The sequence below is a fragment of the Stenotrophomonas sp. TWI169 genome, from assembly GCF_039674705.1.
Taxonomy (GTDB): Bacteria; Pseudomonadota; Gammaproteobacteria; order Xanthomonadales; family Xanthomonadaceae; genus Stenotrophomonas; species Stenotrophomonas maltophilia_P.
In genome coordinates this window covers 24056-47574 of the sequence record NZ_JBDJOB010000026.1, presented here as the reverse complement: position 1 = coordinate 47574, position 23519 = coordinate 24056, and the positions used below count along the sequence as shown (strand labels likewise).

Here is a 23519-nt window from a genome sequence, read left to right as displayed (position 1 = left end):
AGCCACGGGAAGGTGCCCGGCCAGCGCCACCAGCGCCCGTGTCGAGGCCGCCGGCGACCCGGCGCCATCGACTCCTGCAGCAGGCATACCCGCTTAGAAGCGGAAGCCCACTTCCGCCTTGATCTGGCGGGGCGTACCGATGATGTCACCGGTCTCGTTGTAGCTGGCCTGCAGCTTGCCGTTGGTCTTGACGTAGTTGTAGGTGGAGAAGTTGTCGAAATCGAACACGTTGATGATGTCCAGACGAGCGTACAGCTCGGTATCACCCGGCATCTTGAACGTCTTCGTCGCCTGCAGGTCGACCGAGCGGTAGCCGAAGATCTTGCCACCCACCAGGAACTTGCCGTTGGCGTTGGGCACGGCCGCCTGCGGGGTCGGCAGGGTGTAGCCGCTGGCCTGCGGCACGGGGTACCAGTCGTTGACGGCCGTCGGCGTTGCCAGGGTGATCTTGCCGCCGAAGGTGATGCCCCAGAAGCCCGCGTACGAACCGGTCACCACCAGGCGGTGACGGGGAGCGCCGTTGGAACGGATGGTCGGGTAATCGCCGATCAGGCCACGGTCGAAGGCGTACTTCTCGTTGATGTCGCGGTTGTGGCGGGCGGTGGTCCAGGTGTAGGCGATCGAGGTGCCCCAGCCGCTTTCCTTGGTGAACGGCTTCTGCGCCGACAGCAGCACCTGCGTGGCACGGGTCTTGATGCCCTGCTGGCCGATGATCAGGCTGCCGAAGCCCGGCACGTTGCAGCTCCAGGCCTGGCTCAGGCCCGGCTCGGTACCGCCGCACAGGCGCGGATCATCGAAGAACTGGCCGGTCGGGTAACGGTTGCCCAGGGTGAAGGCGAAACCGTCGTAGCTCAGGGTGCGGGCGATGGTGGCATCGGTCAGCCAGTCACCGATCTGGTTGCTCATGCCCAGGCTGAACTGATCCGAGTACGGTGCCTTCAGCTTGTTGTTCAGCAGGTCGACCTCCAGGCCGGCGTTGCTGGTCGATCCCACCAGCGCCTGCAGGTTGCCGATGCCGTTGAGCAGGTTCGGATTCCAGTCGTAGCAGGCGGCCTGACCGTTGATGCAGGTCCCGGTGGCCGGGTTGCGGAAGTAGATGGTCGGCTGCGGCAGGGCCAGCTTGGTGGTCTCCAGCTGCAGGTTGTCGAACAGGTCGCGGTCGTAGGAACGGCCGGCACCACCGTGGATCACATGCTGCTCGTCGGCGTTGATGTCATACGAGAAGCCCAGGCGCGGCTGCCAGGCATCCTTGAATGCCTTGCGGTTGTGACCGTTGCTGATGTAGTCGCTGATGTCCAGGCCGCCCAGCGCCAGCGAATCGGCGTAGGTCTGGCCGGCGGGTGCGCGCGGATCCTGCGAATAGATGGCATCGACCACCTGCTGCGGGGTCACGAAGTCCAGGTAGGACGGGGTCTTCTCGTAGTCCCAGCGCAGGCCGATGTTCAGCTGCAGGTGGTCATTGACCTGCCAGTCGTCCTGGATGAACACGCCGTACTGCTTGGACTTGGAGCGTACTTCGCCGGACACGCCCGACACGCCGGTCACCGGCTTGACGAACTGCGCCTTGTACGGAATGGAATCCGGGAAGTCCGGATCACCCAGGGTGTAGGTGAAGGTCGGGTTGATCTGCGCCGCATCGGAAGCGTACAGGTCGATCTGCTTGTACTTCACGCCCATCTTGATGGTGTGGTCGCCCGCCCACTGGATGCCATCCAGGGTCAGGTTGTCTTCGATCGACCAGCCCTTCTGGCCCTTCACCTGCGAGTCCAGTGCCGAGGCGCCACCGATCTTCACGATCGTGCGGTCTTCAGGACCGTCCGGCGCGGTGTAGGTGATGCCGTTGGCCAGGGTCAGCGGGGTCGGGTTGTTGAACGAATCTTCGTGGGTGACCATCAATTCGTTGTAGTAGCGCTCGCCGCTGTGGTTCCAGCGCAGCGCGTAACGACGGTCGGTATTGACCACTTCACGGCCGGCTTCCGGCGAGGTCTGGCCACTGAACTGCGACTGCGTTTCGTCGCGGTCCTGGAAGGTCAGCTCGATGCGATCGTTGTCGGTCGGCTCGAAGTCGATCTTGCCGAAGATCAGGTCCTGCTGGAACGGCTGGCTGGCCGGGCCGAGACCGGCGGCGCCGGCGGGCGGCAGCAGACCGGCGGCACCGGTGACCGCACCGTCCGGTGCGATGGTGACCGGCAGGTCGAAGCGCTTGGCTTCGTAGGTCACGAAGAAGTGGGCCTTGTCCTGGATGATCGGGCCGCCCAGCGCGAAGCCGTATTCCTTCTCGGCCGACACCTGCTTGTCCTTGCCGCCCTGGCGTTCGGCCGGGGTCTTGGCGCGCATGTCCTCGTCGGTGTAGCGATAGAACGCCTCACCCTTGAATTCGTTGGTGCCGGACTTGGTCGCGGCGGTCACCGCAGCGCTCGAGACCTGGCCGTACTCGGCCTTGTAGTTGCCGCTGATGACCTTGTATTCGCCAATGGCCAGCTGCGGGAAGGGGTTGCCGGCGCTGCCGGACTGGCCGGCCACACCGCCGCCCTTGACGTAGCTCTTCTGGCCCACGCCATCGATGTACACGTTGGTGCCATCGGCATTGGTGGCGCCGCCGCGCAGCGAGGTGTTGCCCTTCGCATCACGGGTGAAGATCAGGCCCGGCACCGCGTCGGCGAACTCCAGGAAGTTGCGCGACACCTGCGGAGTGGTCTGGATCTGCTGCAGGCTGACGGTCTTGCCGACTTCGGACGTGCGCACTTCCTGCAGCAGGGTCGGCGCGACGACGTTGACGGTGTCCAGGTTGGTGGCCGCGGTTGAACCCGGGGTACTGCTGGCAGCGCCAGCGAAGTTCAGGGTGGCGGTGGAGGCCACGGTCACGGTGACCTTCTGGGTCTGGCCGTTGGCCACCACGTCGTAGGTGCCCGGGTCCAGGCCCATCAGCGAGTAGCTGCCGTCGGCGCGGACGGTGCCGCGGCGCACGGTGCCGGTCGCAACGTTGGTGGCGGTGACCTCCGAACCGGCCTGTGCGCCGGCAACCTGGCCGCGCAGGCTGGCGTTGGCCGACTGCGCCAGGGCGTTCGGGGCGGCGGCCAGCATCAGGCAGCTGACCAGTGCGGTGCTCAGCAGCCGGCGCGCCGGCGTGCGGATAGTGGAATGCATCATCAACTCAATCTCCGGGTGGCGGCGACCGCGTGTGCGGTCCCCTGCGATCAATCAAAAAAGAAGGAACGCCTCCGGCTTCAACGGCCGGATGGCGGAGTGGTGGAATCGCGAACAACGAGACGGGGTACCAGGGTCTGCTTGTCCCCGGCCCCTTCCGTGGAGGTGCCGTCCATCAACTGCATCAGGCGCGTCATCGCCCGATCGCCGAGCTCGGCGATGCTGACCTGCATGGTGGTCAGCGACGGGTGAACGAAACGTGCCAGCGGAATGTCATCAAAACCCGCCAGGGCGACATCGGACGGGACATGGACGCCTGCCTGCGCGAAGGCGTACAGGCAGCCAAGTGCCATCATGTCGTTGGCGGCGAACACGGCATCGGGCAGCGTGCCGGCTGCCAACAACTCCTGACCGGCACGATGGCCGGAAGCTTCGTCGAAATCACCGGGCAGCTCGATGCCTTCGGCGCTGCCGCCGGCAGCCGCCAGCGCGTCACGGAAGCCGCGCAGGCGCTCGCGCGCGTCGAAGTTGAGGTCCGGGCCAGAAATGAAGGCGATGCGCCGGTGACCGGCATCGAGCAGATGACGGGTCATCGCCATTGCGCCCGCGTGGTCGTCGATGCTCAACACCGGATGATCCTGCCCAGGCAGATAGGTGTTGATCAGTACGGTGGGCAGCGACTGCGGCAGGTTGTCGGTCAGGAAGCCGGGGCTCTCCGCATAGGGCGAGAGCACCAGCAGGCCATCGACACGCCCGCGCATGGCGCGCAGGGCAGCACCCTGCTGCTCCTGGTCGCCGTGGTAGCTGGACACCAGCAGATGCTGGCGGCGACTGCGGGCAACGCCGTCGATGCCGCGCATCAGCTCGGAGAAGAACTCGCCGTACAGGTCCGGCAGCACCACGCCCACCGTGTTGGTGCGGCGGCTGCTCAGGCTGCGGGCGGCGGCGTGCGGGGTGTAACGCAGCCGTGCGGCCACCTCCAGCACAAGCTGGCGGACCGGTTCGGCGACATTTTCATGCCCGTTGAGCGCGCGGGAAACCGTGGCCACGGAGACCCGGGCTTCGCGTGCGACATCCTTGATTGTAATGGCTGCCTTGTTCACGAAGCCGCCCTCCACGGCTTGGACCTACCAGCATTGGCGCGGAATGTAAGCGTTTCCATCTGGGCTTGTAAACTGTCCGTTAGACGAATGTCCTGAAATGGACATGGAAATCTGTCCCTGACGGTCCACGCACGGACCGGCAATGACAGTGCGGGACAAGGGCTCAGCCCTGTTCTGACGGTGCCAGCGCGCGGATGGACAGCGCGTGGATGTCGGTCTCCATCATCGCGCCCAACGCCGCGTATACCGCGCGGTGGCGGGCCAGCGGGCCGAGGCCGGTAAAGCGCTCGCTGACCACATGCACGTTGAAATGGCCACGGCCATCGCGCGCGCCAGCGTGGCCGGCATGACGATGACTGTCGTCCTCGATCTCGAGCACGCTCGGGGCCAGCGCCTGCTGCAGCGCATCACGGATCCGCTCGATCCGGTCCGCGTTCATGGCAGCACCTGGCGGAAGGGCCGCACCTGCACCCTTACGTAGACACCTGCGGCCACATAGGGGTCCGCATCGGCCCAGGCCTGCGCCTCCGGCAGCGACCCGAAGCGGGCGATCACCACCGAACCACTGAACCCCGCCGGGCCTGGATCTTCGCTGTCGATCGCCGGACAGGGGCCGGCCAGCAGCAGTCTCCCTTCATCACGCAGCGCGTGCAGCCGCGCCAGGTGTTCCGGCCGGGCCTGCAGCCGTTGCGTCAGCACGTCCTGGCCGTCATAGCCTTCAATCACATACCACACCGGCATTTCCTCGCTCGCGTTGTCGGGTCCGCCGATTCTAGCCAAAGCCCCCTCGCCCTGGCCGCAGCTGGACACTGGCGCGGCAAAGGCTTACCCTAGAGTCCATTGCACGTGGCTGGATGCAGCAACCCGTCGGTTTTTGCGGCCAACGCAGCCCCCGACGACCGACCTGCCGCTTCCGGGCAGGCCACGTAGACGACCTCCCCGTAGTCCCGTCGCTGCCGTCTCCTGCGGCGCGTCCTGCTGTTTGATATGTGTGGAATCGCGCCGAGACAGGCGCGCCTGGTGCCTTGGGGCCCGCGGTGCACGCGCGGCGCCGGGTGCCGCGACTGGTCCGTTGCAATCCTGATGTCCATTAGATGACTTCCGAACTCGCGCTCGACGCGAACCCGCCAACCCGGCCGCCCGCCCCCCAGCAGCAGGAAATGCCGCTGGCCGTCGTGCATGGGCAACCGGTCCTGCAGATCCCGCAGGACCTGTACATCCCGCCGGACGCACTGGAAGTCATCCTGGATGCCTTCGAAGGTCCGCTGGACCTGCTGCTGTACCTGATCCGCCGGCAGAACCTGGACGTGCTGGACATCCCCGTGGCCGAGATCACCCGGCAGTACGTGGAGTACATCACCGTGATGCGCGAGCTGCGCTTCGAACTGGCGGCCGAGTATCTGGTGATGGCAGCGATCCTGGCCGAGGTGAAGTCGCGCATGCTGCTGCCGCGCCCGGTCAGCGACGAAGGCGATGAAGCCGATCCGCGCGCCGAACTGGTGCGCCGGCTGCAGGAGTACGAACGTTTCAAGCAGGCGGCGGAGGACATCGATGCCCTGCCCCGCCAGGACCGGGACACCACGGTGGCCCATGCCTTCATGCCCGAACGCGCCACGGTGAAACTGCCGCCGCCGGTGGACCTGAAGGAGATGCTGCTGGCACTGCACGATGTGCTCAAGCGCGCCGAGCTGTTCAGCGGCCACGCGATCAAGCGCGAGGCGCTGAGCGTGAGGCAGCGCATGGGCGAAGTGCTCGGCCGCATGGAAGACGGCAGGTTCTACCGTTTTGAAAGCCTGTTCACTGCTGAAGAAGGCAAGCTGGGCGTGCTGGTCACCTTCCTGGCCGTGCTGGAACTGGCCAAGGAGCAACTGCTGGACATCGTCCAGGAGGAACCGCTGGCGGCGATCTACGTGAAGTCGCTGGCGGCCGGCAACACCAATGCCCCGCTGCAGTTCAGCAGCGAGTTCGACGACAACGACGCCGCCAACGAGAACGAGTGAGCGCTGCCTGCCGATGGATCAACCGCTGATCAACCGCATTGTCGAAGGTGCCCTGCTGGCCTCCAGCCAGCCGCTGACCCTGGCCCAGCTGAAGGACCTGTTCCCGGAGGAGGAACCAGCACCGCCGGGCAGCATCGAACGTGCGCTGGAGCACCTGCGCGAAGGCTGCGAAGGCCGCGGCGTGGAACTGGTCGAGGTCGCCTCCGGCTTCCGCTACCAGGTCACCGGCGAGGTGCATGGCTGGATCAGCCGGCTGTGGACCGAACGCAAGACCCGCTACACCCGTGCCACCCTGGAAACGCTGGCGCTGATCGCCTACCGGCAACCGATCACCCGCGGCGAGATCGAGCAGGTGCGCGGCGTCGCTGTCAGCAGCAACATCATCCAGGCACTGGAAGAACGCGAATGGATCCGCGTCGTCGGCCACCGCGACGTGCCCGGCAAGCCGGCACTGTTCGGCACCACCAAGGGCTTCCTGGATTACTTCGGCCTCAAGCGCCTGGATGAGCTGCCGCCGCTGTCGGAGTTGAAGGACCTGGGCGAGCTGGAACCACAGCTGGCCCTGGACCGCGATGCACCGGCCGCCGCCAGCGCCGACGGCCCCGACGTTTCGGCCGAGCCGGACGGGGCCGCCAATGATGATGCCGGCCTGGCCGGTGGCAACACCCCGTATTCCGCCGACGCAGTCCCTGCGGCGGCCACCGATGAGCAAGCACCTTCGCCCCTCGATGATGGGCACCCCGATTCCGCGCCGGGCGAGCGCGCGGTGCCAGTGAACGAACGCGAAGACAACGCCGTCGCGACGACGACCGTGGCTGTTGACCAAGCCGATTCCGAACCAGAGGCCGACCTCGAAACCGTCGGCCGGAGCAAAACTGATGAGTGACACCCCTCGCAAGCTGTCGTTGAACAAGCTCTCGCTCAAGCGCGAAGCCACCTCCGAACAGTTCAAGTTGGAAGAACGCCTGCACAAGGTCCTGGCCCAGGCTGGCCTTGGCTCGCGCCGCGCGCTGGAACAGCGCATCGCCGAAGGCCTGGTCAAGGTCAACGGTGAAGTTGCGCAGACCGGCATGTCGGTCAAGAGCGGCGACAAGATCGAACTGGACGGCCGCGGCTTCGTCGCCACGGCGCTGTCCGAACCCTCGCGCGTGCTGGTCTACAACAAGCCGGAAGGCGAAGTGACCACCCGCGAAGACCCCGAAGGCCGTCCGACCGTGTTCGAATCGCTGCCGCCGCTGAAGGGCGCGCGCTGGATCGCGATCGGTCGCCTCGACATCAACACCACCGGCCTGCTGCTGGCGACCACCGACGGTGAACTGGCCAACGCGATGATGCACCCGTCCTTCGAGGTCGAGCGCGAGTACGTGGTCCGCGTGCGTGCACCGGAAGGCCAGGAAAAGGTGGCCGATGCCATCGTCGACCGCCTTGCCCGTGGCGTCGCGCTGGAAGACGGCCCGGCCAAGTTCGACGAGATCGAACGCATCGGCGGTACCGATTCGCACGACTGGTTCCGCGTCGTGGTCAAGGAAGGCCGCAACCGCGAAGTGCGCCGCCTGTGGGAATCGCAGGGCTGCCAGGTCAGTCGCCTCAAGCGCACCCGCTACGGCCGGGTCAGCCTGCCGCGCGAACTGGCCCGTGGCCAGTCGGTCGAGCTGCCGAGCGCCCAGGTCGAAGCGCTGCGTGCTGAACTGAAGCTGGAAGAAGGCGCTCCGTCGGCCCTCACCCTGCAGCCGGTGATCGGCCAGCGCCGCGCCGCCAAGACCACCGTGCGCGTGCGTGAAGGTGGCCGTGGCAACGCCTATGTCAATGGCCACAGCACGGCCGACGAAGGGCGCGAACTGCGCCGTTTCGACACCCTGCGCGAAGACCGTGGCCGTGGACGCAACGGCAAGGGGGGCGGCTTCAAGGGCGGCCTCACGGTCAGCGGCGAGGCCGCGGCCAAGCAGTCGCAGAAGCCGTTCAAGCAGCGCAAGCCGAAGAATGACCGTTCGCTGCCGGAAGGCAATCCGGCTGCGTTCCGCACCTGGTACGTGCCCGATGGCGTCAGCACCGGCCCGAGCGGCCACCGCAACGCCGGTCCGGGCGCGCGTGGTCCGGGCGGCGGCCAGGGCCGTCCTTATGGCAAGCCGAAGGGTCCGGGCGCCGCAGGCGGCCAGGGTCGCGGTGGCGCCGGTGGCCAGGGCCGTCCCGGCGCGGGCAACCGCAGCCAGGGCGCGCAGGGCAACAAGCATCCGTACGGGCATCCGGGCAACGCCCCGAGCTTCCCGTCCGACCACGCCAACCCGGGCTTCAATCCGTATGGCAGCCCGAAGCCGGCGCAGGGTGCCCGTCCGGGCAGCCGCGGTCCCGGCGGCGGCAACCGTGGCCCGGGTGGCCCCGGTGGCAATCGCGGCCCCGGCGGTCCGGGGGGCAACCGCGGTGCGGGCGGCCCCGGCGGCAATCGTGGCCCGGGTGGCCCCCGTCGCGGTGGCCCGCGCGGCGGCTGATCGGCAGCACGCCTGACATGAAAAACCCCGGCATTGGCCGGGGTTTTTCGTTATCGGGTGCCGCCGCGACGGGAACCGGTCAACGCCGGCTGATGGTGAAGGCCGTACCGTCCACACCCAGGTCCCAGCCCTTGCCGGTACCGGACAGCGCCAGCGAGATGTCGCCCTTGGTCATCACCTGCGCATTGCTGGATTTCACCGCACCGGCATGAGCCCCGACCGACGCGTAGGTACCGAGCAGTTCATCCACGCTGACGGCGCCGGTGAAGCTGCCGCGCCCGTCGGTGATCTTCGATTTGCCCACGGTCAGGCCACCGCCCTTCATCTGGATGCGCACCGGCAGACTGGCACCGTTGCTGCAGCTGACGGTGCCGGTGCCCGAGGCCGTCTTGTAGATCAGCGACCAGCCGGACAGGTTGTAGCGCAGGTGGCAGTCCAGGTTGCCACCGGCATGCGCGGCCGGAGCCAGGGAGGTGGCGGCCAGCGCCAGCAGCAGGGCAAGGGACTTGTTCATCGGCAGGACTTCCACAGCGTTCGGACTGCCGGCGAATCTAGCAGCGCGCGCGTGCAGGGTGAATGCAGGCGCGCACGGTGATGCGGGCAGCGTTCAGCCCTTCGTTCAGGCCTGCACGTCCAGATGGAAAGCATCGGCATCGAGCATCGCCGGGAAGCGCGCACGGTGCAGCGCCAGCGCGTCGGCCGAAATGGTGGTGGTCACCACCTGCTCGCGCTCGCGGATCTCCACCTGCGGCTGGCCGAAAAAATCCAGCACGGCGCTGTCGCCGGCATAGTGCAGCTGGTTGCCGTCCACGCCGACACGGTTGACCGCAGCGACGAAGCACAGGTTCTCGATGGCGCGTGCGCGCAGCAGTGTCTTCCACGCGTAGGCACGCGCCGAGGGCCAGTTGGCAACGAAGATCTGCAGATCGAAATCCAGCTGTTCGGGCCGTTCCACGTTGTAGCGGTTGCGGCAGAACACCGGGAACCGCAGGTCGTAGCAGACCTGCGGATTGATGCGCCAGCCCTTCCATTCCACGCAGAGCCGGTCGCGGCCGGCGGCATAGCGCTCGTGCTCGCCGCCATAGCGGAACAGGTGGCGCTTGTCGTAGTACTGCAGTCCACCGTCGGGGGTCGCGAACAGCAGCCGGTTGTACACGCCCGCGCCGTCGCGCAGCTGCACGCTGCCGACCACCGCCGCGTTCAAGGCCCGGGCCTGTTCGCGCACCCACGCCACGGTGGGGCCATCCATGCCTTCAGCCTGGACGATGGCCTCGTTGGAGAAGCCACTGGTGAAGGTCTCGGGCAGGATCACCAGATCTGTGGTGCCGGCGAGCGGCGCCAGCAGCGCGCCATAGTAGGTGCGGTTGCCGGCCGGGTCGTGCCAGCGGGTGTCGCCCTGGACGAGGGAAATGCGCAGATCCTGCATGGTCGTCACTCCGCTCACAGCAGGCGCAGGCGTTCGATCGCCGCGTCCAGGGTCGCCTCGTTCTTGGCGAAGCACAGCCGTACCAGGCGCTGGCCGGTCGGTGCGGTTTCGTAGAACGGCGACAGCGGGATGGCGGTGACGCCCTTCTCGATGGTCAGCCACTTCACGAACTCATGGTCGGGCAGATCGCTGATGGCCGAGTAATCGACCAGCTGGAAGTAGCCGCCCGGCACCGGCAGCGGCCTCAGCCGCGTACCGGCCAGCTGCTCGCGGAAGCGGTCACGCTTGGCCTGGTAGAACGCGCCCAGTTCCAGGTGGTGCTCCGGTTCGTCGCGGATCATCGCGGCAAAGCCATACTGGGCCGGGCCGAAGGTGGTGAAGGTGTTGTACTGGTGCACCTTGCGGAATTCCGCGGTCAGCAGCGGCGGCGCCACCGCATAACCGATCTTCCAGCCGGTGCAGTGGTAGGTCTTGCCGAAGCTGGAGATGACGAAGGTCCGCTCGCGCAGTTCCGGGTAGCGCAGCACCGATTCGTGGCGGCGGCCATCGTAGATGATGTGCTCGTACACCTCATCGGAAATCAGGTAGATCTGCGTGCCACGCAGCACCTCGGCCAGCGCCTGCATGTCGGCCTCGTCCAGCATCGCACCGGAGGGGTTGTGCGGGGTGTTGACCATCAGCATGCGGGTGCGCGGCGTGATGGCCGCACGCACGCGGTCCCAGTCCACGGCGAACGTCTGCGGGTCCAGCGGCACGTGCACGGCGGTTGCGCCGGCCAGCTCGATGGCCGGCTCGTAGCAGTCATATGCGGGGTCCAGCACGATCACCTCCTCGCCGGCACGCACCACGGCGTGGATGGCGTTGAAGATGGCCTCGGTCGCGCCGCTGGTGACGGTGATTTCGGTGTCCGGGTCGACCTGGGCGCCATACAGGTCCAGTGACTTCTGCGCGATGGCCTGGCGCAGCGGCGCCACACCGGTCATCGGCGGATACTGGTTCAGGCCGGCCGCCATCGCCCTGGCGGTTTCGTCGATCAGGCGCTGCGGCGCGGAAAAATCCGGAAACCCCTGGCCCAGATTGACTGCACCGTGCTCGGCAGCGAGCTGGGACATGACGGTGAAGATGGTGGTACCGACCTTGGGCAGCTTGGTGGTGGGTTGCATCGGCCTGGGCTAATGGGAACAAGGGCTGGAAGTGTACGAAATCCGGACCCGGCCTGCGGCGCGGGCCGGTCGTGACGGGTCATGCCGGGCGGCTGTTTGCACATGCCCTTTCAGCGGGATACCGCGCTTGACGCTCGCCGGGCGTGGCCCGGCGCTACCGGGCGGATTTCATCGCTACAATTGCCGCCGCACTCCGGCATGAAGATCCCTGCCCCTTGGACACCCCTGCATTGCTGGCCGCCAGCGGCCTGAGCTTCTCGCGCAATGACGCGCCCGTGTTCGGCCCGCTGGACTTCCACGTGGATGCTGGCGAGGCGCTGCTCGTGCAGGGCGGCAACGGTGCCGGCAAGACCACCCTGCTGCGCGTGCTCGCCGGCCTTGCGCGACCCGGCGCCGGCCAGGTGCGGATCGACGGCAGGCCCGCCAGCAACGCCGAACGGGCGCGCTACGTCGCCTATCTCAGCCATCTTCCCGCGCTGAAGCCGGACCTGGACACACTGGAGAACCTGCACTTCCTGTGCGGCCTGCACGGGCGCCGGGCGCGGCAGATGCCGGGCAATGCACTGGCCATCGTCGGCCTGGCCGGGTATGAGGACACCCTGGTGAGGCACCTGTCGGCCGGACAGAAGCGGCGGCTGGCGCTGGCCCGCATCTGGCTCTCGCCCGCCCCGCTGTGGCTGCTCGACGAGCCCTACGCCAACCTCGACCTGGAGGGCATCACCCTGGTCAACCGGATGATTTCGGCACACCTGCGTGCAGGTGGCGCCGCCCTGGTCACCACCCATGGGGCCTACGCCGCACCACCGGTGCGTACCCGCCAGCTCGACCTCGGCGGTGCCGCATGATCGCCCCGGGTACCGAACCGGGCCTGTGGCAGACCGCGCGCGCCCTGGTCAGGCGTGACCTGCGCCTGCTCTGGCGCCGCCGCGGCGATGCGTTGCAGCCGCTGCTGTTCGCCCTGCTGGTAGTGGTGCTGTTCGCACTGGCACAGGGACGCGATCCACAGCCGCTGGCGGCGACCGCTGGTGCAGTGCTGTGGCTGGCGGTGCTGCTGGCCGGGCAGCTTGCGCTGGATTCGCTGTTCCGCTCCGACGCCGAGGATGGCTCGCTGGAGCAATGGCTGCTGGCACCGGTGCCACTGGCGTGGCTGGTGCTGGTGCGGGTGCTGCTGCACTGGGCCACCACGGCCCTGCCACTGATCGTACTGAGCCCGCTGCTGGCGGAAATGCTGCATCTGCCGCATGACCAGCTGCCGATGTTGCTGGCATCGTTGCTGCTGGGAACACCGTTGCTGAGCCTGATCGGTGGTGTGGTCGCTGCACTGACCGTGGGCATCCGGCGCTCTGGTATTCTCGTGGCGTTGCTGTCGTTGCCGTTGTACGTGCCGGTGCTGGTCTTCGGTGCAGGCAGCCTGACTGCAGCCAGCCGTGGACAGGATCCGGTCGGCGCGCTGCTGATGCTGGGTGCCGGCCTGCTGGTGGCACTGGTGCTGGCACCGCTGGCGACTGCCGCTGCGATTCGTATTTCTCTGAGTTGATCGAGCTGAGAGCCAATCCACCCCTGCTGGATAGCCGTCACGCATGAATCCGATTGTCCGCTGGTTCCACCAACTCGGTTCTCCGCCCACGTTCGATCGTTTCGCCGCCCGCTGGTCGCGGGTGTTCTACCTCGCGGCCGTGCCGGTCCTGCTTGTCGGAATCTGGCAGGCATTGCTGGTGGTGCCGCCGGAAGCCCGGCAGCTGGACAGTTTCCGCATCCTCTACATCCATGTGCCCAGCGCCTGGATGAGCCTGTTCGTATTCGCGCTGATGGCGCTGTACGCCGCCATTGCCCTGATCTGGCGGATCAAGGTCTGCGAGATCCTGGCCATGGCGTGCGCGCCGATGGGCGCGGGGTTCACGCTGATCACCCTGCTCACCGGCAGCATCTGGGGCAAGGGCACGTGGGGGACCTGGTGGGACTGGGACCCGCGAATGACCAGCGAACTGGTGCTGCTGTTCCTGTATCTGGGCGTGATCGGCCTGTACCACGCCATCGAGGACCGCCGCAGTGCCGCCCGTGCGGCCGGCCTGCTGGCCATCGTCGGCGTCAGCCTGCTGCCGGTGATCCGCTATTCCGTGGACTGGTGGGGTGGGTTGCACCAGCGCCAGTCGATCAACGTGTTCGGTGAATCGGCCATCGACAGTGCGATGATCGCCCCGCTGTGGTGGATGGTGATCGGTACCAAGTTCTGGTTCGCCGGTTCGGTGCTGGCCAAGGCGCGCGCCGACAATCTCGACCGCGAGGCCGGCAAGGCCTGGGTCGGTGGCCGCATCGACGCCGCGCAGGCTGCTGCGGAGAACCCGCAATGAGCCACCTGCCCTACGTGATCGGTGCGTACGCGGTGTTCGTGCTGGTGCTCTGCGCCGACGCGCTCGGTTCCTGGCTGCGCCTGCGCGCCGCCCGGCGCATGGCAAAGGCCCGGCAGCAGCGGCAGCAGGCACGTGCCAGCGCCCAGGATGTCCCACCGTCGCTGTCCACGGAGCTGGAACGATGACACCGGTCCAACGCCGCCGCCTGGCCTGGGTCCTGCTGGCCCTGCTCGCTTCCGGCCTGGCCACCGCGCTGGTGGCGATGGCACTGGAGCGCAACATTGCTTACCTGTACACGCCCTCCGAAGTGCTGCGTGGCGACGTCGAGCCGCAATCTCGGTTCCGCCTCGGCGGCATGGTGGTGAAGGGTTCCTTCAATCGCCCGCCCGGCTCGCTGGAAGCCCACTTCCTGGTCACCGATGGCGATGCCCAGCTGGCGGTGACGACCTCGCGCATCCTGCCGGACATGTTCGCCGAAGGCACGGCCGTGGTCGCCAGCGGCCGCCTGCAGGAGGGCGCGCTGCAGAACGCCGTGTTCGTCGCCGACGAAGTGCTGGCCAAGCACGACGAGCAGTACGTGCCGAAGGAAGTGGCCGACAAGATGGGCCAGGCCCATCTCAAGCACGACGTGCCGGTGACGGCACCCGAGGTCCGCTGAGTGCTGCCGGAACTGGGTCAGATCCTGCTGCTGTGCGCACTGCTGGCGTCGCTGCTGCTGGCCGGCCTGCCGCTGGCCGGCGCCCATCGCGGCAACGCGGCGTGGATGGCGGTGGCACGGCCGGCCGCTTACGCGCAGCTGCTGCTGGTGGCCGGTGCATTCGCGGTGCTGACCGCCACCTTCGTGCAGCAGGACTTCTCGGTGCGCTACGTGGCCGAGAACTCCAACTCGCTGCTGCCACTCATCTACCGCTACTCGGCGGTGTGGGGCGCGCACGAAGGCTCGCTGCTGATGTGGGCGCTGGTGCTGGCGCTGTGGACCGGCGCGGTCGCGCTGTTCTCACGGCACCTGCCCCGGCACGTGCAGGCGCGCGTGCTGGCGGTGATGGGCATCGTCAGCGCGGGCTTCCTCGCCTTCCTGATCTTCACCTCCAACCCGTTCCTGCGCTTGAACCCGGCCCCGCTGGAGGGCCGTGACCTCAATCCGCTGCTGCAGGATCCGGGACTGATCATCCACCCGCCGATGCTGTACCTGGGCTACGTGGGTTTTGCGGTGCCGTTCGCCTTCGCCGTGGCCGCGCTGCTGGAGGGACGCGTGGACGCACGCTGGCTGCGCTGGACACGGCCATGGACCAATGTCGCCTGGGCGTTCCTGACCCTGGGCATCGCCCTGGGCAGCTGGTGGGCCTACTACGAACTGGGCTGGGGCGGCTGGTGGTTCTGGGATCCGGTCGAGAACGCCAGCTTCATGCCATGGCTGGTCGGCGCCGCACTGATCCACTCCCAAGCGGTCACCGAGAAGCGCGGCACCTTCGGCAGCTGGACCCTGCTGCTGGCGATCGCCGCATTCGCGCTGTCGCTGCTGGGCACGTTCCTGGTGCGCTCCGGCGTGCTGACCAGCGTGCACTCGTTCGCCGCCGATCCTTCGCGGGGCCTGTTCATCCTCGTGTTCCTGTCACTGCTGGTGGGTGGAAGCCTGCTGCTGTACGCGCTGCGCGCGGGCCAGCTGAGCATCGACGCCGATGATGCCCGCCGCGGCTTCACCGCAACCTCGCGCGAAACGCTGCTGCTGGCCAACAACCTGCTGCTGGCCACCGCCTGCGCGATGGTCCTGCTCGGCACGCTGTACCCGCTGCTGGCCGATGCGCTGGCGCTGGGCAAGATTTCGGTCGGCCCACCCTACTTCGGCAGCCTGTTCCTGCTGTTGATGGCGCCGTTGGTGCTGCTGCTGCCCTTCGGCCCGCTGGTGAAATGGCAGCGCGACCAGCCTTCGCGCGCGATGGCCCTGCTCGCCCCCTGGTTCGGCCTGGCGGTACTGCTCGGTGCGCTGGCCTGGTGGCAGGCGCCGCAGAACGGATGGAAAGCCGGCATCGGCGTCGCCGCGGCAGCCTGGGTCGCGCTGGGCACCGCCCGCTTCGTCTGGCAGCGGTTGCGTGGCAATGGCCGCTTTACTGCCGAAATGCTCGGCATGATCGTTGCCCATGCCGGCGTCGCCGTGTTTCTGGCGGGCGCGTTGCTGGTGGAAGCGCTGAACGTGCAGCGCGAAGTGGCGCTGGCACCGGGCCAGCAGATCGTGGTCGGCGGTCACGAAGTGCGCTTCGAAGGCGTGGATCACCGTGAGGGCCCCAACTTCATTGCCGACCGCGGTCATCTGCGGGTGTTCCGCGACGGCCGCGAACTGGCCCTGCTGCATCCGGAGAAGCGGCAGTACGCCAGCGGTGGCCAGGTGATGACCGAGGCCGGCATCGATGCGCGCATCGGCGGTGATGTCTACGTGGCATTGGGTGAGCCGCTGGGCAACAATGCATGGGCGGTCCGCGTCCACATCAAACCGTTCGTGCGCTGGATCTGGCTGGGCGCGCTGCTGATGGCCCTGGGTGGATTCATCACCGCCGCTGACCGCCGCTTCCGTCGTCCGTAGGAGTTTCCATGTCCGAGTCCCCCGCCCCGCGCCCCTCCCGCCCGCTGCCGCCGGTCGCCATCGTTATCGGCGTGCTGTTCTTCTTCGGCCTGCTCGGGTTGATGATCTACGGCGTGATGAAGTCGGGCGACCCGCAGCGCGACGTGCTGCCTTCGGCCCTCATCGACAAGCCCGCCCCCGCCTTCGCGCTGCCGGTGCTGCACGATCCGCAGATGATCGTGCGCAGCGAAGAACTGCGCGGTGCGCCCTATCTGCTGAACGTCTGGGGCAGCTGGTGCGCGGCCTGCCGCGAGGAACACCCGGTACTCACCCGTTTCGCCGAGAGCAAGCGCGTGCGCGTGATCGGCTACAACTGGAAAGACGACCCCACCGATGCCCTGCACTGGCTGGAACAGCTGGGCAATCCGTTCATGGTCGTGCTCAGCGACATCGAAGGCCGTACCGCGATCGACTGGGGCGTAACGGCCGCGCCGGAGACCTTCCTCGTCGACGGCAGCGGCATCGTGCGCTGGAAGTACAGCGGAGCGATGACGCAGAAGGTGGTCGACGAGAAGCTGATCCCGGCGCTGGAGAAGATCGAGAAGGCTCAGAACGATGCGGCCGGTTCGCAGCGCGTTGCTCCGTAGCGGCCTGCGCGGGCTGCTGGTACTGCTGCTGGCCGGGTCGTTGCCCGGCCTGGCGCAGCAACCACTGCATGACCCAAAGCCGCTGCAGTTCCGTGATGCAGCGGAGGAGCGTCGTTTCCACGACCTCGCCGCGCAGCTGCGCTGCGTGCAGTGCCAGAACCAGTCGCTGGCCGATTCCAACGCCCAGATCGCCCAGGACCTGCGCCGGGAGGTACTGCAGCTGATGCAGCAGGGCCATGACGATACGCAGATCAAGCGCTTCCTCGTCGCCCGCTATGGCGACTTCGTGCTTTACCAGCCCCCACTGCAGCCGGGCACCTGGTTGCTGTGGGGTGGTCCGCTGCTGGTACTGGGCGCCGGCGCGCTGGTGGTGGTGGGCATCGTCCGCCGTCGTGCCCGTACCGTGGCCGCCGCACCGCCGACATCGGCCGACGTGGGAGAGGACTGGTGAACGATTGGCTGCTTTTCGCGGCTGCCGCCAGCGCTGCGCTCACTGCGCTGCTGGTGTTGTGGCCGCTGCGGCGGCAAGGCCGCACCGGCTTCCTCGTCGCCGTGGCTGCCGTGGGCATCGCCGGCGCTTGCCTGTACCAGCTGGTGGGGAACCCGCAGGCGGCACGGGTGCAGCCGGCGCCATCGGTGGCGACCCTGCGCGAGGGCGTGCAGGCCCTGCAGGGCGCGCTGCAGCGCGATCCACAACGTGCCGATGGCTGGGCCCTGCTCGGCCGCTCGCAGAGCGAACTGGGCAACGCCGCCGCGGCTGCCGAAGCCTTCGCGCGCGCGGTAGCACTGGCACCGGACGACCCGGGCGTGCTGGTGGAGGCGGCGCAGGCGCGCGCCCAGGCCGATGCCGGAAAGCAGTTCGACGACACCGCCGTATCGTGGCTGCAGCGGGCGCGCACGCTGGCGCCCGATGCCGAACGGGCCAGCTGGCTGCTCGGCATCGCCCTGCGCCAGCGCGGCCGCAACAGCGAAGCCGCCGATGTCTGGAGCGGCCTGCTGCCGCACCTGGAACCGGGTGCCGCGCAGGCGCTGCAGGCACAGATCGCCATTGCCCGCGAAGCGGCCGCACAGGCACATGAGCCAGCCCCGGCGACCTCGCCTGCACTGCTGCAGGTGCGTGTGCAGCTGCCCGTCTCCGTGCAGCATGCGCAATGGCCGGCGGGCGCGCAGATCTTCGTGCTGGCGCGTGCGGTCGGCGGCCCGCCGATGCCGGTCGCGGTGCGCAAGCTGCCTCTGGCTGGTTTTCCCGGCACGGTCGGACTTGGCGACGGCGACAGTCCGATGCCCACCGCGCCCCTGTCAGCGCATCGCGAGGTGGAAGTGCTGGCGCGGATCTCGCGCAGTGGCAGTGCCAATCGCGGCGACGGTGACCTGCAGAGCCTCCCGGTAAAGGTGACCCTGCCGCATGAGGGCGTGGTGGAACTGCGGTTTCCGTAACACCGCACCGCTGCGCTCGCCGGGCACGGCCCGGCGCTACCTGCGCGCTTGCCATCGGTAGCGCCGGGCCATGCCCCACAGAGGGTTGGCGTGCGACATTCGCCCGCTGATGGAAACCAGCGTGTCGCCAGCTCCACATGCCGCCCCGCTAGAATGCCCGCATGACCGAATTCATTCCGCCCGGCACCCGCTTCCATGCCCTGCCTTCGCCCTTCCCGTTCAAGCGCGGCGGCGCCCTGCACGGTGCGCGCGTGGCCTACGAGACCTGGGGCACGCTGGCTGCCGATGGGGGCAACGCGATCCTGATCGTCACCGGCCTGTCGCCGGACGCGCATGCCGCCGGCAACGCAGGCAATCCCGCACCGGGCTGGTGGGAGGCGATGCTCGGGCCGGGCAAGCCGATCGATACCGACCGCTGGTTCGTGGTCTGCGTGAACTCGCTGGGCAGCTGCAAGGGCTCGACAGGACCGGCATCGATCAATCCGGCGACCGGCGAACCGTACCGGCTCGGCTTCCCCGAACTGTCGATCGAAGACGGCGCACGCGCCGCCGTCGAGGTGGTGCGTGCGCTGGGTATCGAACGGCTGGCCTGCGTGATCGGCAACTCGATGGGCGGCATGACCGCGCTGGCGGTGCTGATGCTGCATCCGGGAATCGCGCGCAGCCACATCAACATTTCCGGCAGTGCGCAGGCGCTGCCGTTCTCCATCGCGATCCGATCGCTGCAGCGGGAGGCGATCCGTCTCGATCCACGCTGGAACAGTGGCCACTACGACGATAACCACTACCCGGAATCCGGCATGCGCATGGCGCGCAAGCTGGGGGTGATCACCTACCGCTCGGCGCTGGAATGGGACGGCCGCTTCGGTCGCGTGCGCCTGGATTCGGACCAGGCCGACGACGATCCGTTCGGCCTGGAGTTCCAGGTCGAAAGTTATCTCGAAGGCCACGCACGCCGCTTCGTGCGCTTCTTCGATCCGAACTGCTATCTGTACCTGAGCCGCTCGATGGACTGGTTCGACCTGGCCGAGTATGCCGATGGCGATGTCATGGCCGGACTGGCCAGGATCCGTGTGGACAAGGCGCTGGCCATCGGTGCCAACACCGACATCCTGTTCCCGGTGCAGCAGCAGCAGCAGGTGGCCGACGGCCTGCGCGCCGGTGGCGCCGATGCACGCTTCATCGGACTGGACTCGCCGCAGGGCCATGATGCCTTCCTGGTCGATTTCGATCGGTTCGGCCCGGCTGTTCGCAGCTTCCTCGACACGCTCTAGTGGGATGGCGGCGTCATCTCGCGCTGGCCGCCTTCGGCGCGCTGATCGCACTGACGATCAGCGGCGTTCTGCCCCTGTGGCTGGGCGGCTGGTGCCTGCTGGCCAGTGCCGTGTCGTTTGGCCTGTATGGCCATGACAAGCGCGCCGCACAACGCAACCACCGGCGCATTCCGGAACGGACACTCCAGCTGCTGGCCTTCGCCGGCGGCTGGCCCGGCGCATTGCTGGGCCAGGCGACGTTCCGCCACAAGCATCGCAAAGCCGCATTCCAGTGGGTGTTCGGGTTGTGCGTGCTGGCCAATGTGGCCTCGATCGCCGTGATGCTGCGCGAATTTTCCTGATGAGGCGCGCCGCTCACGCCTCGCGGATCAGCACGCCATCGCGCAACCGGTACTGCGCGTCGACCACGCCATCGGGCAGGTCGTCATGGGTGATCATCAACAGGCTGCGACCGTCCAGCAGGCCGGCCAGATCCTGCAGCAGCGCATGGGCCGTGTCCACGTCCAGGCCTTCGGTCGGTTCGTCCAGCAACAGGATCGGCGCGTTGCGCAACAGCGCGCGGGCCAGCGCCAGGCGTCGCGCCTGACCCGCGGACATCGTCGCACCGTTCTCGCCAACCCAGGCCAGCAGGCCACCATTGCGCTCGGCCCACTCGCCCAGCCGCACCCTGTGCAACACCGCCCACAGTGCAGCATCGTCGGCATCAGGATCCCCCAGGCGCAGGTTCTCCGCCACGCTGCCGGCGAACACCGGGGCGTTCTGCGGCAGCCAGGCCAGCTGCCGATGCCAATCGGCCTGGGCGAAATCACGCAGGTCCCGCCCGCCATAGGTCAGCCGGCCCTGCTGCGGATCCCACAGGCGCAGCAGCAGGCTGGACAACGTGGTCTTGCCGCAGCCACTGTCGCCACGGATGGCGATGCGCTCGCCGGGCGCCAACGTCAGCTGCAGCCCGCGCAGCACCGGGCGTACCGCCCCCGGCCACTGGAAGTGGACGTCATCCCAGTGCACGCGTGCGTGCACCGGAACCGGCTGCGGTGCCAGCGGTTCGTCCACGGCCGGCGGCTGCTCGACGATGGACTGCAGGCGATCGGCCGAGATGCGACCGGACTGCAACGACTGCCATGCCAGGCCCATCCCCGCCCACAGCTCGATCAGCGCCACCGTCAGGAACACCAGTCCGGCTGCCATTTCAGCGGCGATGCGCTGTTGCTCGGCCGCATGCAGGGCCAGTGCCAGCATGGCGACCAGGCCAAGTCCGGCCACGCTGCCGTGCAGTGTCGACGCGGCGATCAGGCGCCAGCGGCGACGGCGATCACGCGCGGCCAACTGCTTGGCGGCCACCCGCACCTTCAGCTGCCACGCCGCATCGGCATGCAGCGCCGCCAGATCACCCGCGCCTTCCAGTCCTTCAAACGCGGCAGTGCGCAGCGCGGCTCGATGCGCGGCGCGATCCGCTTCCTCGCCATCGCGGCCACGCACGCCCAGCCACGGCACACCGAAGGCAATCAGCGCGGCCAGCACCGCCAGCAGCACCGCTGCGGACGGCAGGATCATCGCCGCCGACAGCACGGCCACCATCGACAGGGCACCCAGCGCGACCAGCGGGCCCAGCGCGCGGACCAGCAGGCCGTCCACTTCACCGATATCACCGAGCAGGCGCGCGAGCAGCTCGCCGGTGCGGGTGGCACCCAGCCGCGCGGGCGCCAGTGGCAGGGCGCGCCGGAAGAACCATACCCGCAGGTCGCGGGCGATGCGCAACGTGGCATCGTGGCCAACCAGCTTCTCGAAATAGCGGGAAACGATGCGTGCCATGGTCAGGCCACGGATGCCGGCCGAAGGCGAAAAGAAGTTGAAGCCCTGGCCGAGACCGGCGGCACCGGCCAGCGCCGCTGCGGTGAGGAAGCCACCGGACAGGCCAAGCAGGGCGGTGCCTGCCAGCATCGTGGTCCACAGCAGCAGCATGGTCAGCAGCAGACGCGGCCGCTGCTGCAGGAACACCGCACGCAGCGTGTCGGGCGAGCGGCTCATGCGTGCACCGCCTGCGCCGGCTCGACGAGACGTCCTTCCGGCAGCAGCAGGCAGCGATCAGCCCAGGCGATCACGGCCGGGCTGTGGGTGGCAACCACCACGCTGCGACCGCGCGCGTAGGCGGCAAGACTGCGCAGCAGCGCGGCCTCGGTATCTGCATCGAGGAAGGCGGTCGGCTCATCCAGCAACAGCACCTGCGGATCGCGCAGCAGCAGGCGGGCCAGGCCGATGCGTCGTGCCTCGCCCCCGGACAGGCCGAAGCCGCGTTCACCGATGATCGTGTCCAGCCCCTGCGGCAGCCCCTGCGCGAACGTGAGCACCTGCGCTGCCTCGGCCACCGCGCGCAATCGTGCATCACTGGCGCCAGGATCGGCCAGCCGCAGGTTGTCGGCGATGCTGCCGTGGAACAGATAGGGGCGCTGGCTGGCATAGGCCACCTGCACGCCGGGGCGCAGCATCAGCCTGCCCGCGCGCGGCGGCAGCCAGCCGGCCAGCGCCTCCAACAGCGTGCTCTTGCCGCTGCCGCTGGCACCTACCAGTGCCAGCCGCTGGCCTGGTTCCAGCAGCACATCCACGCCCTGCAGCACATCCTGCGACGCGCCCAGCGGGCGCAGCACCAGGCCCTGTGCCTGCAGCGGCGGCAGTGCGGCCTCGGCCGGCTCCACTGCCAGCGGCACGACCTCGTTCTCGATCAGTCCCTGCTCATCCGGCAACGACTGCAGCAGGCGCTCCACTTCGGCTGCCGCGGCCAGCGCGTTGGCACGATCGTGATAATGCGCGGCCAGCCGTCGCAGCGGCGCGTAGAATTCCGGTGCCAGCAGCAGGCAGAACAGGCCTGCGCCCAACGTCGGCACGGCCGCATGCAGCGACATCATGCCCAGATAGCTCAAGCCCAGGTACAGCGCAACCATCGCCACGCTGACGGAAGCGAAGAACTCCAGCACCGTGGACGACAGGAACGCGATCCGCAGCACTTTCATCGTGCGCAGCCGCACGCCCTCGGCAGCGGCTTCTATTCCCGCCAGCTCGGCCTCGCCCCGTCCGTACACGCGCAGCAGGCCCAGGCCCTTGATGCGGTCGGCGAAATGGCCGCTCATGCGCGCCAGCTCACCCAGCTGCGCGCGACCTGCCGCTTCGGCGCCCCACCCCACCAGCATCATGAAGAACGGCACCAGCGGCGCCGTGAACAGCAGGATCAGCGCCACCCCCCAATCCACCCAGGCTACCGCGGCCAGGATCAGCACGGGCACCACCACCACTTCAGTGCGCACCGGCAGGAAACCGCTGTAATAATTCTCGATCGCATCACCGTGATGCAGCAGCAGCTCGCCCAGCTCGCCGGTGCGGCGCTGCCGCAGCCACAGCGGCCCGTGGCCGAGCAGGCGCGCGAACACGCGCTCGCGTAGGGCCAGGCGGGCAGTGTCGGCAACATCGCCGGCGGCAGCTTGGGTCGCGCTGCCCAATGCCGTGCGCAGCAACAGGATCAGCGCCAGTGCGGCCAGCACCGGCAGGCCCGAGGACAGCGGCGCCTGCTCCACCAGAACCTGCTGCACCAGCCAGGCGATGGCGGCGGCCTGGCCGATCAGCAGCGCGCCGGACAGGCTGATGCATACGGCCGCCAGGCGCTGGCGGCCCCGTGCCCCCCGCGCAAGGTCGGCCAGCCACGCGGTGCGGGCACGCCGCTGCCGGTTCGTCTCGGCTTCCGGCGAAAGGACGGTCGGTTCGGCAGCGCTCAAAGGGTCTTCACAGGGAGTGGAGGATGGATGGCATTGTAGGCACAGGCAACAGCCTCCCCCTGCGGCCAGGGGTCGCAGTTTTCACAGGGCCCGCATACGATCTCTTCGCGTACCTGTTCATACATTGATCTGGATCAAGGCTGTCTGAAGTAGTCGGTCACATC

23 protein-coding genes are annotated in these 23519 nt (G+C 68.0%); 14 read left to right on the top strand and 9 right to left on the bottom strand.

Translation table 11 applies throughout. The features are described 5' to 3' along the window. Positions 1 to 93: 93 nt before the first annotated feature. The 4 genes from ABE543_RS16580 to ABE543_RS16565 form a co-directional block, all read right to left on the bottom strand. Entirely contained in the window at positions 94 to 3150 is a 3057-nt protein-coding gene (locus ABE543_RS16580) for a TonB-dependent receptor (RefSeq protein WP_053516885.1), read from the bottom strand. 77 nt (positions 3151 to 3227) lie between these two features. Further along, entirely contained in the window at positions 3228 to 4265 is a 1038-nt protein-coding gene (locus ABE543_RS16575) for a LacI family DNA-binding transcriptional regulator (RefSeq protein WP_053516884.1), read from the bottom strand. Positions 4266 to 4413: 148 nt separating this feature from the next. Further along, positions 4414 to 4689 (bottom strand): BolA family protein, encoded by a 276-nt coding sequence (locus ABE543_RS16570; protein WP_065181947.1) that lies wholly within the window; start codon positions 4687 to 4689, stop codon positions 4414 to 4416. After that, entirely contained in the window at positions 4686 to 4985 is a 300-nt protein-coding gene (locus ABE543_RS16565; protein WP_065175545.1) for a YciI family protein, read from the bottom strand. Before ABE543_RS16565 ends, ABE543_RS16570 begins: the two co-directional genes overlap by 4 nt. A 359-nt stretch (positions 4986 to 5344) precedes the next feature. Here ABE543_RS16565 and ABE543_RS16560 point away from each other — a divergent pair, with 359 nt between their 5' ends. Genes ABE543_RS16560 through ABE543_RS16550 form a run of 3 tightly spaced genes read left to right on the top strand, consistent with a single transcriptional unit; the run spans position 5345 to position 8736 of the window. Further along, positions 5345 to 6250, top strand: coding sequence for a ScpA family protein (locus ABE543_RS16560; protein ID WP_053516881.1), 906 nt, complete (start codon positions 5345 to 5347; stop codon positions 6248 to 6250). A 13-nt stretch (positions 6251 to 6263) separates the two neighbouring features. Further along, positions 6264 to 7136 carry an SMC-Scp complex subunit ScpB gene (gene scpB, locus ABE543_RS16555; protein ID WP_053516880.1) on the top strand — a complete coding sequence of 291 codons (873 nt, stop codon included), beginning with the start codon at positions 6264 to 6266 and terminating at the stop codon, positions 7134 to 7136. Beyond that, the gene (locus ABE543_RS16550) at positions 7129 to 8736 is read left to right on the top strand and encodes a pseudouridine synthase (protein WP_053516879.1); all 1608 of its coding nucleotides are present in this window, start codon (positions 7129 to 7131) and stop codon (positions 8734 to 8736) included. The genes scpB and ABE543_RS16550 overlap by 8 nt, the downstream gene beginning before the upstream one ends. A gap of 79 nt (positions 8737 to 8815) precedes the next feature. Here the strand turns inward: ABE543_RS16550 and ABE543_RS16545 are convergent, their stop codons facing one another. The 3 genes from ABE543_RS16545 to ABE543_RS16535 form a co-directional block, all read right to left on the bottom strand. Further along, complete coding sequence (locus ABE543_RS16545; RefSeq protein ID WP_053516878.1) at positions 8816 to 9250, bottom strand: hypothetical protein; 435 nt, start codon at positions 9248 to 9250, stop codon at positions 8816 to 8818. A gap of 105 nt (positions 9251 to 9355) precedes the next feature. Then, positions 9356 to 10162, bottom strand: a complete 807-nt coding sequence (locus tag ABE543_RS16540; RefSeq protein ID WP_346475912.1) for an amidohydrolase — start codon at positions 10160 to 10162, stop codon at positions 9356 to 9358. Positions 10163 to 10176: 14 nt separating this feature from the next. Then, complete coding sequence (locus ABE543_RS16535) at positions 10177 to 11325, bottom strand: pyridoxal phosphate-dependent aminotransferase (RefSeq protein ID WP_346475911.1); 1149 nt, start codon at positions 11323 to 11325, stop codon at positions 10177 to 10179. 215 nt (positions 11326 to 11540) lie between these two features. Between ABE543_RS16535 and ccmA the strand changes: the two genes are divergently transcribed. From ccmA to ABE543_RS16480, 11 genes are all read left to right on the top strand, one after another. Continuing rightward, on the top strand, positions 11541 to 12170 hold the full coding sequence (gene ccmA / locus ABE543_RS16530; RefSeq protein ID WP_053516874.1) for a heme ABC exporter ATP-binding protein CcmA: 630 nt from the start codon (positions 11541 to 11543) through the stop codon (positions 12168 to 12170). Then, positions 12167 to 12862 (top strand): heme exporter protein CcmB, encoded by a 696-nt coding sequence (gene ccmB, locus ABE543_RS16525; RefSeq protein ID WP_346475910.1) that lies wholly within the window; start codon positions 12167 to 12169, stop codon positions 12860 to 12862. Before ccmA ends, ccmB begins: the two co-directional genes overlap by 4 nt. Before the next feature lie 43 nt (positions 12863 to 12905). Beyond that, positions 12906 to 13676: a heme ABC transporter permease CcmC gene (ccmC, locus tag ABE543_RS16520; RefSeq protein WP_065181944.1), complete on the top strand. Its 771-nt coding sequence runs from the start codon at positions 12906 to 12908 to the stop codon at positions 13674 to 13676. After that, positions 13673 to 13861 (top strand): heme exporter protein CcmD, encoded by a 189-nt coding sequence (gene ccmD / locus ABE543_RS16515; protein WP_346475909.1) that lies wholly within the window; start codon positions 13673 to 13675, stop codon positions 13859 to 13861. Before ccmC ends, ccmD begins: the two co-directional genes overlap by 4 nt. Continuing rightward, entirely contained in the window at positions 13858 to 14334 is a 477-nt protein-coding gene (ccmE, locus tag ABE543_RS16510) for a cytochrome c maturation protein CcmE (RefSeq protein ID WP_111186423.1), read from the top strand. Before ccmD ends, ccmE begins: the two co-directional genes overlap by 4 nt. Beyond that, on the top strand, positions 14335 to 16254 hold the full coding sequence (locus tag ABE543_RS16505) for a heme lyase CcmF/NrfE family subunit (RefSeq protein WP_346475908.1): 1920 nt from the start codon (positions 14335 to 14337) through the stop codon (positions 16252 to 16254). Between the two features lie 8 nt (positions 16255 to 16262). After that, positions 16263 to 16880 carry a DsbE family thiol:disulfide interchange protein gene (locus ABE543_RS16500; protein ID WP_053516864.1) on the top strand — a complete coding sequence of 206 codons (618 nt, stop codon included), beginning with the start codon at positions 16263 to 16265 and terminating at the stop codon, positions 16878 to 16880. Beyond that, a complete protein-coding gene (locus ABE543_RS16495; RefSeq protein ID WP_231107762.1) occupies positions 16849 to 17331 on the top strand; it encodes a cytochrome c-type biogenesis protein in 483 nt (160 codons plus the stop codon). The genes ABE543_RS16500 and ABE543_RS16495 overlap by 32 nt, the downstream gene beginning before the upstream one ends. Next, positions 17328 to 18317, top strand: coding sequence for a tetratricopeptide repeat protein (locus ABE543_RS16490; RefSeq protein ID WP_197600307.1), 990 nt, complete (start codon positions 17328 to 17330; stop codon positions 18315 to 18317). The genes ABE543_RS16495 and ABE543_RS16490 overlap by 4 nt, the downstream gene beginning before the upstream one ends. 161 nt (positions 18318 to 18478) lie before the next feature. Beyond that, entirely contained in the window at positions 18479 to 19591 is a 1113-nt protein-coding gene (locus ABE543_RS16485; protein WP_197571230.1) for a homoserine O-acetyltransferase, read from the top strand. Then, a complete protein-coding gene (locus ABE543_RS16480; protein ID WP_053520347.1) occupies positions 19591 to 19932 on the top strand; it encodes a DUF1294 domain-containing protein in 342 nt (113 codons plus the stop codon). Before ABE543_RS16485 ends, ABE543_RS16480 begins: the two co-directional genes overlap by 1 nt. A 13-nt stretch (positions 19933 to 19945) precedes the next feature. Here the strand turns inward: ABE543_RS16480 and cydC are convergent, their stop codons facing one another. Then, complete coding sequence (gene cydC, locus ABE543_RS16475; RefSeq protein ID WP_053520346.1) at positions 19946 to 21619, bottom strand: thiol reductant ABC exporter subunit CydC; 1674 nt, start codon at positions 21617 to 21619, stop codon at positions 19946 to 19948. Further along, positions 21616 to 23355: a thiol reductant ABC exporter subunit CydD gene (gene cydD, locus ABE543_RS16470; protein WP_346475907.1), complete on the bottom strand. Its 1740-nt coding sequence runs from the start codon at positions 23353 to 23355 to the stop codon at positions 21616 to 21618. Before cydD ends, cydC begins: the two co-directional genes overlap by 4 nt. Between the last annotated feature and the right edge of the window lie 164 nt (positions 23356 to 23519).

Bases quoted from the DNA above. Each gene is read 5' to 3' on its own strand.
- ABE543_RS16580 (WP_053516885.1), bottom strand. From the start codon at position 3,150: ATGATGCATTCCACTATCCGCACGCCGGCGCGCCGGCTGCTGAGCACC.
- ABE543_RS16570 (WP_065181947.1), bottom strand. From the start codon at position 4,689: ATGAACGCGGACCGGATCGAGCGGATCCGTGATGCGCTGCAGCAGGCG.
- ABE543_RS16560 (WP_053516881.1), top strand. From the start codon at position 5,345: ATGACTTCCGAACTCGCGCTCGACGCGAACCCGCCAACCCGGCCGCCC.
- scpB (WP_053516880.1), top strand. From the start codon at position 6,264: ATGGATCAACCGCTGATCAACCGCATTGTCGAAGGTGCCCTGCTGGCC.
- ABE543_RS16550 (WP_053516879.1), top strand. From the start codon at position 7,129: ATGAGTGACACCCCTCGCAAGCTGTCGTTGAACAAGCTCTCGCTCAAG.
- ABE543_RS16545 (WP_053516878.1), bottom strand. From the start codon at position 9,250: ATGAACAAGTCCCTTGCCCTGCTGCTGGCGCTGGCCGCCACCTCCCTG.
- ABE543_RS16540 (WP_346475912.1), bottom strand. From the start codon at position 10,162: ATGCAGGATCTGCGCATTTCCCTCGTCCAGGGCGACACCCGCTGGCAC.
- ABE543_RS16535 (WP_346475911.1), bottom strand. From the start codon at position 11,325: ATGCAACCCACCACCAAGCTGCCCAAGGTCGGTACCACCATCTTCACC.
- ccmB (WP_346475910.1), top strand. From the start codon at position 12,167: ATGATCGCCCCGGGTACCGAACCGGGCCTGTGGCAGACCGCGCGCGCC.
- ccmC (WP_065181944.1), top strand. From the start codon at position 12,906: ATGAATCCGATTGTCCGCTGGTTCCACCAACTCGGTTCTCCGCCCACG.
- ccmD (WP_346475909.1), top strand. From the start codon at position 13,673: ATGAGCCACCTGCCCTACGTGATCGGTGCGTACGCGGTGTTCGTGCTG.
- ccmE (WP_111186423.1), top strand. From the start codon at position 13,858: ATGACACCGGTCCAACGCCGCCGCCTGGCCTGGGTCCTGCTGGCCCTG.
- ABE543_RS16500 (WP_053516864.1), top strand. From the start codon at position 16,263: ATGTCCGAGTCCCCCGCCCCGCGCCCCTCCCGCCCGCTGCCGCCGGTC.
- ABE543_RS16495 (WP_231107762.1), top strand. From the start codon at position 16,849: ATGCGGCCGGTTCGCAGCGCGTTGCTCCGTAGCGGCCTGCGCGGGCTG.
- ABE543_RS16485 (WP_197571230.1), top strand. From the start codon at position 18,479: ATGACCGAATTCATTCCGCCCGGCACCCGCTTCCATGCCCTGCCTTCG.
- cydC (WP_053520346.1), bottom strand. From the start codon at position 21,619: ATGAGCCGCTCGCCCGACACGCTGCGTGCGGTGTTCCTGCAGCAGCGG.